Source organism: Algihabitans sp., from assembly GCF_965226985.1.
Lineage (GTDB): Bacteria > Pseudomonadota > Alphaproteobacteria > Kiloniellales > DSM-21159 > Algihabitans.
The window spans coordinates 3,044,855-3,058,093 of sequence record NZ_OZ245712.1; the positions used below are offsets into that span (position 1 = coordinate 3,044,855).

A 13,239-nucleotide genomic window follows, 5' to 3' on the forward strand; every position below is an offset into this window, starting at 1 on the left:
CGATCCGACACACTTACCGGGGTTGCCCCCAACCTTGTCGGGGTTGGCCCCAACGACCTTCGCCGCACACCCTTACGACTACCTTTCGGTGAAGCTAGCCGTCAGGCCTTAACAAGTGGTTCGCAATCGAACCCCTCACCTGTGAAGCGATCTTCTGCTGCTAACACACCTGGGGGCAAAAGACCATAAGCGGAACCGACAAAAGACTGAGCTTTCACAGAGTGTTGCAGCTTTGCCTGTAGAAACTCGACCTTCTTTGCAGACCATGCCGGGTTCAACCCGACCCACGCTCAACTGAAAGAAGTAGCCGGCGGTAGAGGGGGGTCAAGGCAAAGGGCAGCATATACATGGGCAGTTGAGCGAGCGCGAAGAACAGCACCACGTCGTAGTCGGCCTGCGGCGGCAGCGCCGCCAGCAGCAGACCCATGTTACAGTTGCCCGACATCAGGCCGATGGTCAGTGCCCGGCGCGGTCCCTGCCACCAGAAGGCGAAAGCCGCCGCCACCTGCAATAGAGGGTTCGCGACGAAGGCGGCGAGGATCCACAGCACCACGACCTCGGGTCGCGCGAAAAGCGTCGCCGTGACCCCGTCCATGATCGCCACGGCGAAAACCAGCATCACCAGCATGACTAGGCCGTCCAGGGACGCGGCGCGGGCGCGGAACCAGTCGGCGCCCATAAGCCGGCGCAGCAGGGCAGCCAGGGCGAAGGCCCCAAGCACCACCAGTGCCAGGCGCAGCATGAAGCCGGCGATGCTGACCTCCAGCTCCAGCCCCAGCAGCCAGAGCGACAGCAGCGGCACGGTGATCGGCGTCAGCAACGTCGCCGCCAGCCCCATCACCAGCGCCAGGGCCCCGTCGAGGCCCAGCAGGATCGCAATGGCCGTGACCCCCAAGATCGGCGGCGCCGCCGCCATCAGGACCAGGGCGATTTCCAGCGGCTGCGGCCCGGGCAGCAGCGCCAGGACGCCCCAGGTCACGACCGGAGAGATCAGCATCAGCCAGACCACCAACAGCGCCAGCAGCCCCGGCCGGCGCAGAGTGGCCACCATCTGGTGCCACTCGACCCGCAGCAGCGTCAGCACGAGCAGCGTGGCCACCGCCGGTCCCACCAGCGGCCGGGCCAGGGACGCGAGATCGGGCAGGGCCAGGCCGATGAAGACGCCGAGAAACAGCACCTTGGGGCCGTGGCCGCCCAGAAAAGCCAACAGACGCATAGGACTCGCGAAATGATAGAGAACGACGAAGACGCCAGCGACGCTACCCCGTTTGCCGCGCGCGGCCAATGGAGCGCTGCTCCGATCTCCGGATGGCCGCGCACCTCCAGGAGACATGGCCAGCCTAGTCGTCCGAAGGCCTTTTCGTCCAAAGGCCTTTTCGTCCAAAGGCGTCGCTCTGAAAGTGTCGCGAACCTGGGCTTTATGCCTTGGGTGGAAGCTGCCTCACCAATTCCACCCGAGGCGATCTTGCTCTAAAGGGTCGTTCATGAACCATGGGCTCTACGACGCCGGCGACTGCCACATCCATTTCTGGACGGCGGGCCCCGAAGGAGCGCCGCTGATCGTCTTGTCGCCCGGCGCCTTCACCGATCACTCGCTGTTCGAAGACCAAGTCTTCGCTCTGTCGGAAACCTACCGTTTGCTCGCCTGGGACCCGCGTGGCCATGGCCGTTCGCGGCCCTGTGGACGCCCCTTCACCCCGCGCCAGGCTGCCGACGACCTGATCGGCCTGCTCGATTACCTGGGCGAGGGGAAAGTGGCTCTGCTCGGACAGTCGATGGGCGGCTACGTCAGCCAAGAGATGATCTTCAAGGCCCCCGAACGGGTAAGCGCAGCGATCCTGCTGGGCTGTACCAGCAGCAAGATCTCGCTGTCCCCTCTGGAACGTTTCCTGCTCCGGGTCATGCCGCCGATCGTCGCCGTCATGCCAACCGGTCTGTTCAAGCGACAAGCGATGGAGAGGTCGGCATTCACGAAGCAGGCACAAGCCAAGCTCGTGAAGATGGCGGCACCGCTGACCGCTAAGGACGTCCGGGCGATCGCCAAGGCCGTAGCCCTTACAGTCCATCGGGAAGAGGGCGACGACGCCATCTCGCACCCGATCTTGATCTGCTACGGCGATCGAGATCGGCTCGACCTTATTCCGAAAGCGGCGGCAGTCTGGCACGCAGAGACTGAAACGAGCGAACTGGCCGTCGTTCCGGAGGCCGGTCATGCCGCGAACCTGGACAATCCGGCGGCCTTCAACCGTCTCGCGCTGGCCTTCTTCGGCAAACACCTTTAGCAGGATCGTCGCAGGCCCGCTCGGCAGATGAGACCGGGAACCGCGACCCGACGTCGAGTCACTCCGGCGGCAGAGGGATGTCCGGCCAGGCCGAGGTGACTTCCGCCTGGACCGGGCGCTCCAGGTAGGTCGAGAGAACGACGAAGCTCCGCGTGCCCCGCACACCCGGCAAGAGGTAAAGCTGCGAGAGAAAGGCCTCCAGGGCGTGGGCGCTGGCCGTGCGCACCTTCAGGATGACGCAGGTATCGCCCGCGACCGAATGCATCTCCTCGACCTCGGGGAAGCGCGTCAGCCTCATCATGCGCTGGCTCTTGCCCCAGCCGTCCGCATCGACGTGAACGAACGCGAGGAAGGGTTTGCCGACCGCAGGGCCGTCGATCCGGGTCGTGGTACCGGCCAGAGCGCCGGAGGCCTTCAGGCGCTTGACGCGCTCGTGCACCGCCGGCGCCGAAAGCCCCGCGCGCCGGCCGATGTCGGCGTAGGTCAGGCGCGCGTCCTCCGTCAGCGCGGCTAAAATCCTTCGGTCGAATGCATCCAGGGGCCGCGCCGCCCCTACCTTCGGCCGAAGATCTTCTGTTTCTTCTTCCATCAATCGAAAACAGCCTTTTGCCAGACAGTTCGGCAGAGTTATCGAAAAATGACGAAAGGATCTTCATCATGCAATTGACACCGAGAAACCCGACGGACGGCATCTATCGCGCCGACGACTACCTGCACGCTCTGGAGGTTCGGGGCGCGAACCGTCTGCTCTTCGTCAGCGGCACCATGGGGCTCGACGCGCAGGGCAAGGCGCCCGAGGGGTTGGACGCCCAGCTCGCGCTGATCTGGTCGAACCTCCGCCGTATCCTGGCCGAGGCCGACATGACGACCGCCAACATCGTGCGCCTGACCAGCTACCTGCGGGACGCCGCCTTCGGCAAGGCGAACCAGGCCGCCCGGCTGCAGGCGCTCGACGGCCGCCGTGTTCCCACCACTGCCATCGTGGTGCAAACGCTGGAGGACGACTGGCTTGTGGAGATCGAAGTGATCGCCGCTGCCTGAGCGATGCGTCGCTGGAGTCACGGCTGGAAGGCATCTGCTATAAGCGCGGCAACCCGCTTAGCGAGACACCTCTGTTTTTCAAACCATCCGACCGGAGACCCCACCATGCCCTTCGACGCGGCCCTCGAGCTGCAGCGCACTTCCGTCCAGCCGCAGTGGCTCGACTACAACGGTCATATGAACGTCGGCTACTACGTCGTGGCCTTCGATCAGGCCTTCGACCTCTTCATGGACAGGATCGGCATCGACGCCGCCTACCGGCAAAGCAGCGGCGGCACGATCTTCTCGGTCGAGGCCCATGTGACCTACCAGCGGGAGTTGCTGCCCGACGCGCCGATCGTGGTGACGCTGCAGTTGCTCGGCTGGGATCCGAAGAAGCTCAACATCTTCCTGCGCATGTACCACGCGGAAGAGGGCTTCCTGGCCGCCACGGTCGAATGGATGAGCCTGCACGTGGACCTCAAGACCCGCCGCGCCGCGCCGATGGCGCCGGAGGTGGCCGCACGGGTCGAGGCGATCTGGCAGGCCCACAAGGATCTCCCGCGTCCGACTGAGGCGGGGCGCGGCGTCTCCATGACTCCGCCGAAGTAGGAAGTCAGCCGAAGTAGGGAATCAGCGGGCCTCGGACGGAAAGGAGGTCGGCGGCGCCTGCAACGCCGCAGGCGCAGGCTCCAAGAAAGCCGGAGAGCCGACGAAGCGGAAGGTGATCAGCGTGGCGGCAACCATCAGCGCCCCGGCCAGGGACAGCCAGCCGACGGTCGCGCCGCTCCAGGTCGGGGCCCGGCCGGACTCGGCCTCCTGCCGCCGCGACAGCCGCTGCATTCCGGCGTAGATGGCGTAAAGCAGAAAGGGGAGCAGGAAGGGCAAGACGATGGTGATCAGTTTTTTCAACATGCGGTCATCCGCCGAATGGCTCCCTCTCTCGCCTAAGACTACTGCCGTGTATGGCTTTCCTGTCGCGGCTCATGTCCCCATGACCTCGACCAGGTTGTTCAGCATGCCCGCCGTCGCGCCCCAGATGTAGTAGTCCCGGTAGGGATAGACGTAGAAGTGGCGGGTCTTGCCCCGATAGTCGCGGCTTTGGATCTCACGATTCGCCGGGTCGAGGAAGAAGGCCAGCGGCACCTCGAAGGCCTCGGCCACCTCGAAGGGGTCGGGCGTCAGATCGAGCGGCGCCGCGATCCGCCCGACGATGGGCGTGACCTCGAACCCGGTGCGCGTGACGTAGACGTCGAGCTGGCCGATCGGCGTCACCAGATCGCGCCGCAGGCCGACCTCCTCCTCGCTCTCGCGCAGCGCGCAGGCCAGCGCATCGGCGTCCTGCGGCTCCAGGCGGCCGCCGGGAAAGGCGATCTGGCCGGCGTGATCGCGCAGATGGGCGGTGCGTCGCGTCAGCAGCACGCTGAGGCCCGCGTCGCTCTCGACCAGCGGCACCAGAACGGCCGCCGCTTTCATCGTCTGCTCCGGGTCGTAGAGGTCGGGATTCAGCTCGTGGTCCCCGCGCGTGCCCTCCGGCTGCGGCGTCAGGGCCGACCGGCGTCCGGGCGCGGCGGCGCGCAACCGGCGCTCAACAGCCTCGCCGGTCAGCTGCCGGACGGAGGGTCCAGCGGAAAGAAACTGCCCTTGCTCCATACGCCGAGGCGTTCTCGTCCCTCTTCGTCTCGTTGGGGCACCGCCAGCTCCACCAGATGATAGAAGACGGCGCGTGCCAGGCGCGCCTCCAGGCCGTCCCGCACCAGGATATAGGGCGCCGGCTCACCGCTGTCAGCGTCGTGCAGGACCCGTAGCGGATGCGCGGTATCGGCCTCGACCCAGTCGTCCAGGTTGGTGCGGAAGGCAAGCACCATCTCAGCGCCGGCCCCGCTTTCGCGCAGTTCCTCCGCGATGAAGGGCACGTCCTCGACCTCAATGCGCCCACGCTCGACCGGCGTTACCAGCCAGTACTCGCCGTCGGCCTCGCGCCGCAGCACGGTGGAGAAGAGCTTAACCAGCCGCTTCCGCCCGATCGGGCTGCCCCGGTAGCTCCAGGTTCCGTCGCGGGCGATCTTCATGTCGAAATCGCCGCAGGTCGGCCAGTCCGGGCCCGACTTCGCTTCGGACCCGGCGTCTTTCGAAGCGGCGTCGTGGGCGCCGCCGGTTGCCGCCTTGGCACCGCCTCGCGACTTCGTGTCACCGAAAGACGGGCTGTCGGGCTGTCCGTCCATCACTCGGCTCCCTATCTTTGCCATAGTCGGGCTCTAGACCCTTTCGTGGTTCGAGCTGCCGTCGCGGCCCAGCTCAGACGTTTAGCTTTGCCTGGGGCCGAGCTGTGCCAGGGGTCTAGCTTTGAACGTGCTTTCGCGTCACCCTGATCCGGCGACGCGCGTACCGGGGACTCTATCACGTGGCGCGAGCAGGGGTGCAGCGCCGGACCGGCAGGGAGGCCAAGCCGCAGATGACCGCCACGCAGACCGACTCGCCGACCGCCGAAGCCGACCGCCTGGCCGGCGAGATCGAGCGCCTGGGCAACCGCCTCGCCGCCGTGCGCGAAGGCATCGGCCAAGTGATCTTCGGTCAGCAGCAGGTGGTGGACAACACGCTGATCACCCTGCTCGCCGGCGGCCACACCCTGTTGGTCGGCGTGCCGGGCCTAGCCAAGACCCGCCTGGTCGAAACGCTGGGCACGGTCTTCGGGCTTGAGGATCGCCGGGTTCAGTGCACGCCGGACCTCATGCCGGCCGATATTCTCGGCTCCGAGGTTCTGGAAGAAGGCGAGAGCGGGCGGCGCAGCTTCCGTTTCATCGAGGGTCCGGTCTTCGCCCAGTTGCTGATGGCCGACGAGATCAACCGCGCCAGCCCGCGCACCCAGTCGGCGTTGCTGCAGGCCATGCAGGAACATCGGGTGACCGTTGCCGGCTCGCCCCACGAACTGCCGAATCCCTTCCACGTGCTGGCCACCCAGAACCCGCTGGAGCAGGAGGGCACCTATCCCCTGCCGGAGGCACAGCTCGACCGTTTCTTCGTAGAGATCGAAGTCGGTTACCCGGACCTGGAGGCCGAGCGGCAGATGCTGCTGGCGACCACCGGAACGCGCGGCGCGGAGGCCCGGCAGGTCATGTCGCCCGAGGAGCTGATGGTGGCTCAGACTTTGGTGCGCCGGGTGCCGGTCGGTGAGAAGATCGTCGAGGCGATCCTGAATATCGTCCGCTCCGGGCGTCCGACGGAGACGGCTCGCGACGAGGTCAAGGCGCAGGTCGCCTGGGGGCCCGGTCCACGTGCCAGCCAGGCGCTGATGCTGGCGATCCGCGCCCGCGCCGTCCTGGACGGCCGCTTCGCCCCCTCCATGGACGACGTCCTGGCCATGGCGGGCCCCGTGCTGCGCCACCGCATGGCTCTCAGCTTCGCTGCCCGCGCCGACGGCGTGATGATCGACGACATCATCGGGCTGCTGTGCGAGCCCTATCGTTGAGCGCGCCGCGACAGAGCACCCGCCTGGGCCACGAGAGCTAGCCGGCGATGGCGGTGAGCCCGGACCTTCCCCTGCAACAACGCGGCGAGGCCCTGGCCGCCGGCCTCCCGCCGCTGCTGATCGCAGCGGAACGGGTGGCCTCCACCGTGGCTCAGGGTGTGCACGGGCGCCGGCGGGTCGGTCAGGGCGAAACCTTCTGGCAGTTCCGGCCCTATGAACTGGGCGACACACCTCAGACCATCGACTGGCGGCAAACGGCCAAATCAGACCGGGTCTTCGTTCGTCAAACGGAGTGGGAGGCGGCCCAGTCGGTCTGGCTCTGGCGCGATACCTCGCCCTCCATGGACTGGTCGTCCGACCGCGCCCTCGAAACCAAACGGGCACGCGCCGATCTGCTGCTGCTCGGACTTGCGGTGCTGGCGATCCAGGCCGGCGAACGGGTCTCGCTGGCCGGCACAGGCCGGCGGCCCGACGCCAGCCGGGCCACGCTGACACGCCTGGCGCTGGAGCTGGAACGCGGCAGCGAGTCCGTGCTTCTGGCCGACGAGGACGCCTTGGCGCCGCGTCAGGACTTGCCCCGTTTCGGTCAGGTCGTCTGGTTCGGCGATTTCCTGCAGCCGCTGGAGATCATCGAGGCACGGGTGCGCTACTTCGCCGAACGCGGTCTGCGCGGCCATATCCTGCAGATCCTCGACCCGGCGGAGGAGGGCCTGCCGTTTCGCGGTCGGGTCCGTTTCGAGGGACTGGAGGGCGAGGACCCTTGGCTCCTCAGCCGAGTCGAGACGGTGCGCGGGGCCTATCTGGAACGTCTGACGCAGCAGCGCGACGGCCTGGTCGAGATCGCCAGGCAGGCAGGCTGGACGGCCGGTCTGCACCATACGGACTCCACACCGCAGTCGGCGCTGCTCGGCCTGTACCAGGCCCTCGCCGTGCAGACCGGGAGGCGCTGACGCTATGCTGACCCTGGGACCGCTCGGCTTCGTCAATCCCTGGCTGCTGTTCGCGCTGGCCGGCTTGCCGGTCCTCTGGTGGCTGCTGCGCGTCACGCCCCCCGCGCCCAAGCGTCTCAGTTTTCCCGCAATCCGCCTGCTGTTCGGCCTGCAGCCGCCAGAGGAGACACCGGCACGTACGCCCTGGTGGCTGATCGCCCTGCGCATGCTGCTCGCGGCGCTGGTAATCGTCGGTCTGGCCCGTCCGATTCTCAACCCCAACGCCCAGCTCGCCGGCAGCGGACCGGTCGTGGTGGTGGTCGACAACGGCTGGGCCGCGGCTGCCAACTGGGCCGCGCGCGAGCGGCTACTCGGCGATCTGCTGGATCAGGCGGAGCGCGACCGGCGCAGCGTGATCCTGGCGGCCACGGCGCCCGACGGGCGGGAGAGCGCGGAAACGCGGTTGTCGGCCCTGCCAGCGGCCGAGGCGCGCCGTCTCGCGCTCAGCCTGCAACCGAGGCCCTGGCCGGTCGACCGGCCGGCGACCGCCGAACGACTGCGCGCCCTGGACCTCGACGAGGCGGCGACCGTCGTCTGGCTGTCCGACGGATTGGAGGACGCACTGGAGGGCGGCGCGGCCCCTGAGGCGGCGGAGTTCGCCCAGACGCTCCTGGACCTCGGGCGCGTCGAGATCTACCGCGAGGGGCCGGGCGACCTGCCTCGTCTGCTTCTGCCGCCGGAAATCGACACGGCCGCGCTGATCCTGCGCGCCCGCCGGACCCAGGCCGAGACTCCGGACAGCCTGACGGTCCGCGCTAGCGACGACCGCGGCCGGGTGATCGCCCAACAGCTTCTGGAATTCGAACCCGGCGCCGCCGAAACGGCTCAGGCTCTGACGCTGCCGATCGAGCTGCGTAATCGCATCACCCGCCTGGACATCGAGGGCGAGGCCGGTGCCGGGGCCGTTCTGTTCCTCGACGAACGCTGGCGCCGCCGGCCGGTCGGACTGGTCTCCGCCGGTCCGCTCGACGCGGCGCAGCCGCTGTTGAGCGAGCTCTACTTCCTGGAGCGCGCGCTGGCACCTTTCACCGAGATCAGCCGCGGCGACGTCCGCCAGTTGATGGATCGCGGCGTCGCCGTGATCGCCATGCCCGACCTCGGCCCCTTGCCGCCCGAACAGGCGACGGCGCTGGAAGCCTGGGTGCAGGAGGGCGGCCTGTTGCTGCGCTTCGCGGGCCCGCGACTGGCCGAAGGCGACGACGGGCTGCTGCCGGTCGAGCTGCGCCGGGGCGGCCGCGTCATGGGCGGCGCGCTGACCTGGAGCGATCCGGCCGAACTGGCCCCCTTTTCTCCCGACTCGCCCTTCGCCGGGCTGATGCTGCCCCAGGACGTCGCGGTGTCTCGCCAGGTGCTCGCCGAACCGGCCCTGGACCTGCCGCAGAAGACCTGGGCGCAGCTAACCGACGGCACGCCGCTGGTGACCGCAGAGCCGCGCGGCGAGGGCTGGGTGACCCTGGTCCATACCACCGCCAACACCGAGTGGTCCGACCTGCCGCTCTCCGGCCTCTTCGTCGAGATGCTGCGGCGCATCGTGGCGATCAGCCAGGGCGTCAGCGGCGCTAGCGAAGCCAGCTTGCCGCCGCTCTCGACCCTCGACGGCTTCGGCCGGCTGGGCACGCCGCCGGCCACCGCTCTGGCCCTGACGGCGCAGGCCATCGAGGCGGGCGAGATCGGCCCGCGCCATCCGCCCGGCATCTACGGCACCGAGGCGGGGCGGCGCGCCCACAACTTGGTGGCCGCCGATCCGCTGCTCACCCCGATCGGTGCCCTACCGGGCGCGGTGGAGGCCCGCGTCTACAGCGGTGGCGACGAACGCGACCTGCTGCCCTGGCTGCTGACAGCGGCACTGGTGGTGGCCCTGCTGGATGCCCTGATCGCCCTCGCGCTGCGCGGCCATCTCAGCCTGCGGCCCGGCAGCCTGCGCCAGGCGGCCAGGGGCGGCGGCGGCGCAGCAGTCGTTCTGTTGCTCGCGGGATTGCTGCTTCTGCCGTCCGCCGCCGACGCACAGTCCCAGACAACCGGGTCCGACGACGACCTGCGTCGGATCATGGCCGCGACGCTCGACACGCGCCTGGCCTACGTCGTCACGGGCGTGCCCCAGGTCGATGATCTTAGCCGCGCCGGCCTGTCCGGGCTGTCGCGCCTGTTGCTGCGGCGGACGGCGGTCGAGCCGGCCGACCCCATGGCCGTCGAGCTGGGCCGCGACGAGCTGGCCTTCTTCCCGCTGCTCTACTGGCCGATCACGCCAGAACAGACCGCCCTGGACTCCGCCGCCCGGCAGGCCCTGAACGACTATCTCGTCAACGGCGGCACGCTGCTGATTGATCTGCGCGAACCGGCCGTCGGCAACCGTCTGTTCGGCGCCTCCAGCCGCAACGGTCAGGCGCTGCAGCGTCTGACCGACGGCATCCAGGTTCCGCCGCTGGTGCCGGTTCCGCCGGAGCACGTGCTGACCAAGGCCTTCTACCTGCTGCAGGATTTCCCCGGCCGCTACGACGGCGGAACGCTCTGGGTGGAGAACCCCGACGAGGCGGACAACGACGGCGTTGCCTCGGTCGTGATCGGCTCGAACGACTGGGCCGGCGCCTGGGCAATCGACGACCTGGGGCGCCCGATGGCAGCGGCCGTGCCCGGCGGCGAGCGCCAGCGCGAGATGGCCTACCGCTTCGGCGTGAACCTCGTGATGTACGCGCTCACCGGCAACTACAAGGCCGACCAGGTGCATGTGCCCTACATACTGGAACGGCTGGGACAGTAGGGGGAGGACCGGGTCATGCTGGATCATCTCACCGTCGCCTGGGACCCCCTGATCCCCTGGCCCGCCCTGCTGACCCTGGCCCTCGCGACCGCCGCGATCTGCGGCGCGACCCTTTGGCAGCGGGCACGGGGCGGCCTCTTGCGCGGACTCTTCGCAGCCACCCTACTGCTCGCGCTCGCCAACCCCTCGGCTGTGTCGGAAGAACGCGACCCTCTAGAGGACGTCGCCCTGGTGGTGCTCGACGAGAGCCCGAGCACGGAGATCGCCCCTCGTCCCGAGCAGCAGGCCGCCGCCCTTGCGGCCCTGACCGAGGCGCTGGAGGCCCTGCCCGACACCGAGGTCCGCGTGGTACGGGCCGAGGGCGGGAGCCTGGGGGGCAGCCTGGGTGGCAACGAGAGCAGCCCCAGCGGCGGCCCTGGCGGTAGCGGCGGTCCGGGCAGCGTGAACGGCGGCACCAACCTCTTCGCCACCGTCGATCAGGCCCTCTCCGAAGTGGCGCAAAGCCGCGTCGGCGCCGTCTTCCTGATCAGCGACGGGCAGGTTCACGACGTGCCGGAGAGCCTGGAGCAGTTCGCGCTGGACGCTCCGGTTCACCTCCTGCGTAGCGGCCGGGACGACGAGCGCGACCGGCGCCTGACCCTGACCAACGTGCCGGGCTACGGCATCGTCGGGCGCGAACTCTCCCTGACACTTCGCGTCGACGACCTGCCGGAACCGGCGGGGGCCGCCGCCGCGGCCGGGCAGGCGAACCTGCGGATCGTGCGCGACGGCGCCGAGCCAGAGCTGCTGCGCGTGCCGCTCGGCCGCGAGGTGCAGTACAGCTTCGAGGTGGAGCGGCGCGGCGCCACGGTCATCGAGATCGAGGCGGAGGCCGGCCCGGACGAGCTGACCCTGCGCAACAACACCGCTGCCGTCGTGGTGAACGGCGTGCGTGACCGTCTGCGCGTCTTGCTGGTCTCGGGCGAACCCCACGTCGGAGAGCGCGCCTGGCGGAACATCCTCAAGTCCGACCCCAGCGTCGACCTAGTGCACTTCACCATCCTGCGCCCGCCGGAGAAGCAGGACGGCACGCCCATCCACGAGCTTTCGCTGATCGCCTTCCCGACCCGCGAGCTGTTCGAGGTTAAGCTCGACGAATTCGATCTCGTGATCTTCGACCGCTATCGCCGTCGCGGGGTGCTGCCGAACCTCTACCTGGAGAACATCGCCCGCTACGTCGAGGAGGGCGGCGCGCTCTTCGAGGCGGTCGGTCCGGCCTTCGCGACGCCGCTGTCTCTCTACCGCACGCCGCTAGGCCGCGTGCTGCCGGCCACGCCGACCGGCGAAGTGGTCGAGCGCCCCTTCCACGCGGCGGTGACGGACCTCGGTCATCGACACCCGGTTACCTCGGCCCTGCCCGGCGCCCCGCCGCCCGGTGCCTCCATGACGGACCAGGGGGCTTTGCCGAGTTGGGGCCGCTGGTTCCGCCAGGTCGACACCGATGCCCGCGACGGCGAGATCCTGATGACCGGGGCGGAGGAACGCCCGCTGCTGGTCCTCGATCGCATCGGCGAGGGTCGGGTCGCCCAGCTGACCAGCGATCACATCTGGCTCTGGTCGCGCGGCTTCGAAGGCGGCGGCCCCCAGGCCGAGCTGACCCGGCGGGTCGCCCACTGGCTGATGAAGGAGCCGGATCTGGAGGAGGAGGACCTGCGCGCCGTCGTCCACGGCAACCGGCTGGAGGTCGAGCAGCGCAGCCTGGAGGAGGACTGGTCCTCCGTCGAGGTGACCCTGCCGGATGGAGAGACCGTTACACTGGAGCTGCAGGCCAGCGGACCCGGCCGCGCCGCCGCCGCCCTGCCGATCGACCAGCCCGGCGTCTACCGCGTCAGCGATGGCGAACGTCTCGCCCTGGCGGCGGCGGGTCCGGTCAACCCCATAGAGATGGCCGACCTGCGGGCCACCGACGAGATCCTGGCGCCCCTGATCGAAGCGACCGGCGGGGGCAGCCGGAGCTTGCTGGAGTCGCCCGACATCGCTGTTCGTAAGGTGCGGCCCGACCGCGACAGGGCCGGCAACGACTGGTTCGGCGTGGTCGGCCAGAACGCCTTCGTGGTCACCGGCGTCGAAACGCGTCCGCTGCTGCCGGGGATCGCCGCGCTGGCTCTGGCACTGGGCGCCCTGCTCTTCGCCTGGCGACGCGAGGGACGGTGACGGACTCCCGCGCCGTTCAAAGGACGAGCCACCGACGGAGCCGGGGCGACTGGCTGCTTCTGGCCGGTCTGCTGGTACTAACCCTGGCGGTCGGACAGATCGGCCGCTTCCCCGCGCAGGCCAATCAGGATTGGTACGACAGCCTGGCCCAACTGGCGATCAAACCGCCCGGCTGGGCCTTTCCGGTCGCCTGGACTCTGCTGTTCGTCCTGATGGCCGTCGCCGCCTGGTTGGTTTGGCGAGCCGCCGTCGCGGCCGGCACGCCGTCCAGGGCGCGCGGACCTCTGCTGCTCTGGGGGCTCCAGTTGGCGGTCAACTGCACCTGGCCCTTCGTCTTTTTCGGCGCCCAGGCGCCTTTGCCGGCCCTTCTTGTGATCCTGCTGCTCTTCGCCCTGGTCGCCCTGACCGCCCGCAGCTTTGCCGGGCTCAGCCGTCCGGCCGCCTGGCTGCTGGCGCCCTATCTGCTTTGGCTGGGCTACGCCGCCCTGTTGAACGGCGGCATCGTGGTTTTGAACTAGGCCCGAGGAA

Annotated in this window: 13 protein-coding genes; 8 read left to right on the forward strand and 5 right to left on the reverse strand. The window is 68.8% G+C overall.

Features of this window, described 5'->3' with window-relative positions:
- Window positions 1-274 precede the first annotated feature (274 nt).
- Complete coding sequence (locus tag ACO054_RS13910) at window positions 275-1,216, reverse strand: hypothetical protein (RefSeq protein ID WP_421707184.1); 942 nt, start codon at window positions 1,214-1,216, stop codon at window positions 275-277.
- Window positions 1,217-1,484: 268 nt separating this feature from the next.
- Between ACO054_RS13910 and ACO054_RS13915 the strand changes: the two genes are divergently transcribed.
- Window positions 1,485-2,282 (forward strand): alpha/beta fold hydrolase, encoded by a 798-nt coding sequence (locus ACO054_RS13915; RefSeq protein ID WP_421707185.1) that lies wholly within the window; start codon window positions 1,485-1,487, stop codon window positions 2,280-2,282.
- Between the two features lie 58 nt (window positions 2,283-2,340).
- On the opposite strand, the gene ACO054_RS13920 is transcribed toward ACO054_RS13915, so the two are convergent.
- On the reverse strand, window positions 2,341-2,871 hold the full coding sequence (locus ACO054_RS13920) for an Lrp/AsnC family transcriptional regulator (protein ID WP_421707186.1): 531 nt from the start codon (window positions 2,869-2,871) through the stop codon (window positions 2,341-2,343).
- 68 nt (window positions 2,872-2,939) lie between these two features.
- Between ACO054_RS13920 and ACO054_RS13925 the strand changes: the two genes are divergently transcribed.
- Window positions 2,940-3,323: a RidA family protein gene (locus ACO054_RS13925; protein WP_421707187.1), complete on the forward strand. Its 384-nt coding sequence runs from the start codon at window positions 2,940-2,942 to the stop codon at window positions 3,321-3,323.
- A 105-nt stretch (window positions 3,324-3,428) separates the two neighbouring features.
- Window positions 3,429-3,914, forward strand: coding sequence for a thioesterase family protein (locus tag ACO054_RS13930; RefSeq protein WP_421707188.1), 486 nt, complete (start codon window positions 3,429-3,431; stop codon window positions 3,912-3,914).
- Between the two features lie 21 nt (window positions 3,915-3,935).
- Here ACO054_RS13930 and ACO054_RS13935 read toward each other — a convergent pair whose 3' ends face one another.
- From ACO054_RS13935 to ACO054_RS13945, 3 genes are all read right to left on the reverse strand, one after another.
- A complete protein-coding gene (locus tag ACO054_RS13935) occupies window positions 3,936-4,217 on the reverse strand; it encodes a hypothetical protein (RefSeq protein ID WP_421707189.1) in 282 nt (93 codons plus the stop codon).
- A 69-nt stretch (window positions 4,218-4,286) separates the two neighbouring features.
- The gene (locus tag ACO054_RS13940) at window positions 4,287-4,955 is read right to left on the reverse strand and encodes a CoA pyrophosphatase (RefSeq protein ID WP_421707190.1); all 669 of its coding nucleotides are present in this window, start codon (window positions 4,953-4,955) and stop codon (window positions 4,287-4,289) included.
- Window positions 4,907-5,527 (reverse strand): DUF1285 domain-containing protein, encoded by a 621-nt coding sequence (locus tag ACO054_RS13945; protein ID WP_421707191.1) that lies wholly within the window; start codon window positions 5,525-5,527, stop codon window positions 4,907-4,909. The genes ACO054_RS13940 and ACO054_RS13945 overlap by 49 nt, the downstream gene beginning before the upstream one ends.
- A 230-nt stretch (window positions 5,528-5,757) precedes the next feature.
- Between ACO054_RS13945 and ACO054_RS13950 the strand changes: the two genes are divergently transcribed.
- From ACO054_RS13950 to ACO054_RS13970, 5 genes are read left to right on the forward strand one after another with little or no spacing between them, the layout of a single operon-like run.
- Window positions 5,758-6,771: an AAA family ATPase gene (locus tag ACO054_RS13950; protein ID WP_421707192.1), complete on the forward strand. Its 1,014-nt coding sequence runs from the start codon at window positions 5,758-5,760 to the stop codon at window positions 6,769-6,771.
- 47 nt (window positions 6,772-6,818) lie between these two features.
- Window positions 6,819-7,721 (forward strand): DUF58 domain-containing protein, encoded by a 903-nt coding sequence (locus tag ACO054_RS13955; protein WP_421707193.1) that lies wholly within the window; start codon window positions 6,819-6,821, stop codon window positions 7,719-7,721.
- A gap of 4 nt (window positions 7,722-7,725) precedes the next feature.
- Window positions 7,726-10,518, forward strand: a complete 2,793-nt coding sequence (locus ACO054_RS13960; RefSeq protein ID WP_421707194.1) for a DUF4159 domain-containing protein — start codon at window positions 7,726-7,728, stop codon at window positions 10,516-10,518.
- A 15-nt stretch (window positions 10,519-10,533) separates the two neighbouring features.
- Window positions 10,534-12,711, forward strand: a complete 2,178-nt coding sequence (locus ACO054_RS13965; RefSeq protein ID WP_421707195.1) for a hypothetical protein — start codon at window positions 10,534-10,536, stop codon at window positions 12,709-12,711.
- On the forward strand, window positions 12,708-13,229 hold the full coding sequence (locus ACO054_RS13970; protein ID WP_421707196.1) for a TspO/MBR family protein: 522 nt from the start codon (window positions 12,708-12,710) through the stop codon (window positions 13,227-13,229). Before ACO054_RS13965 ends, ACO054_RS13970 begins: the two co-directional genes overlap by 4 nt.
- Window positions 13,230-13,239 lie beyond the last annotated feature (10 nt).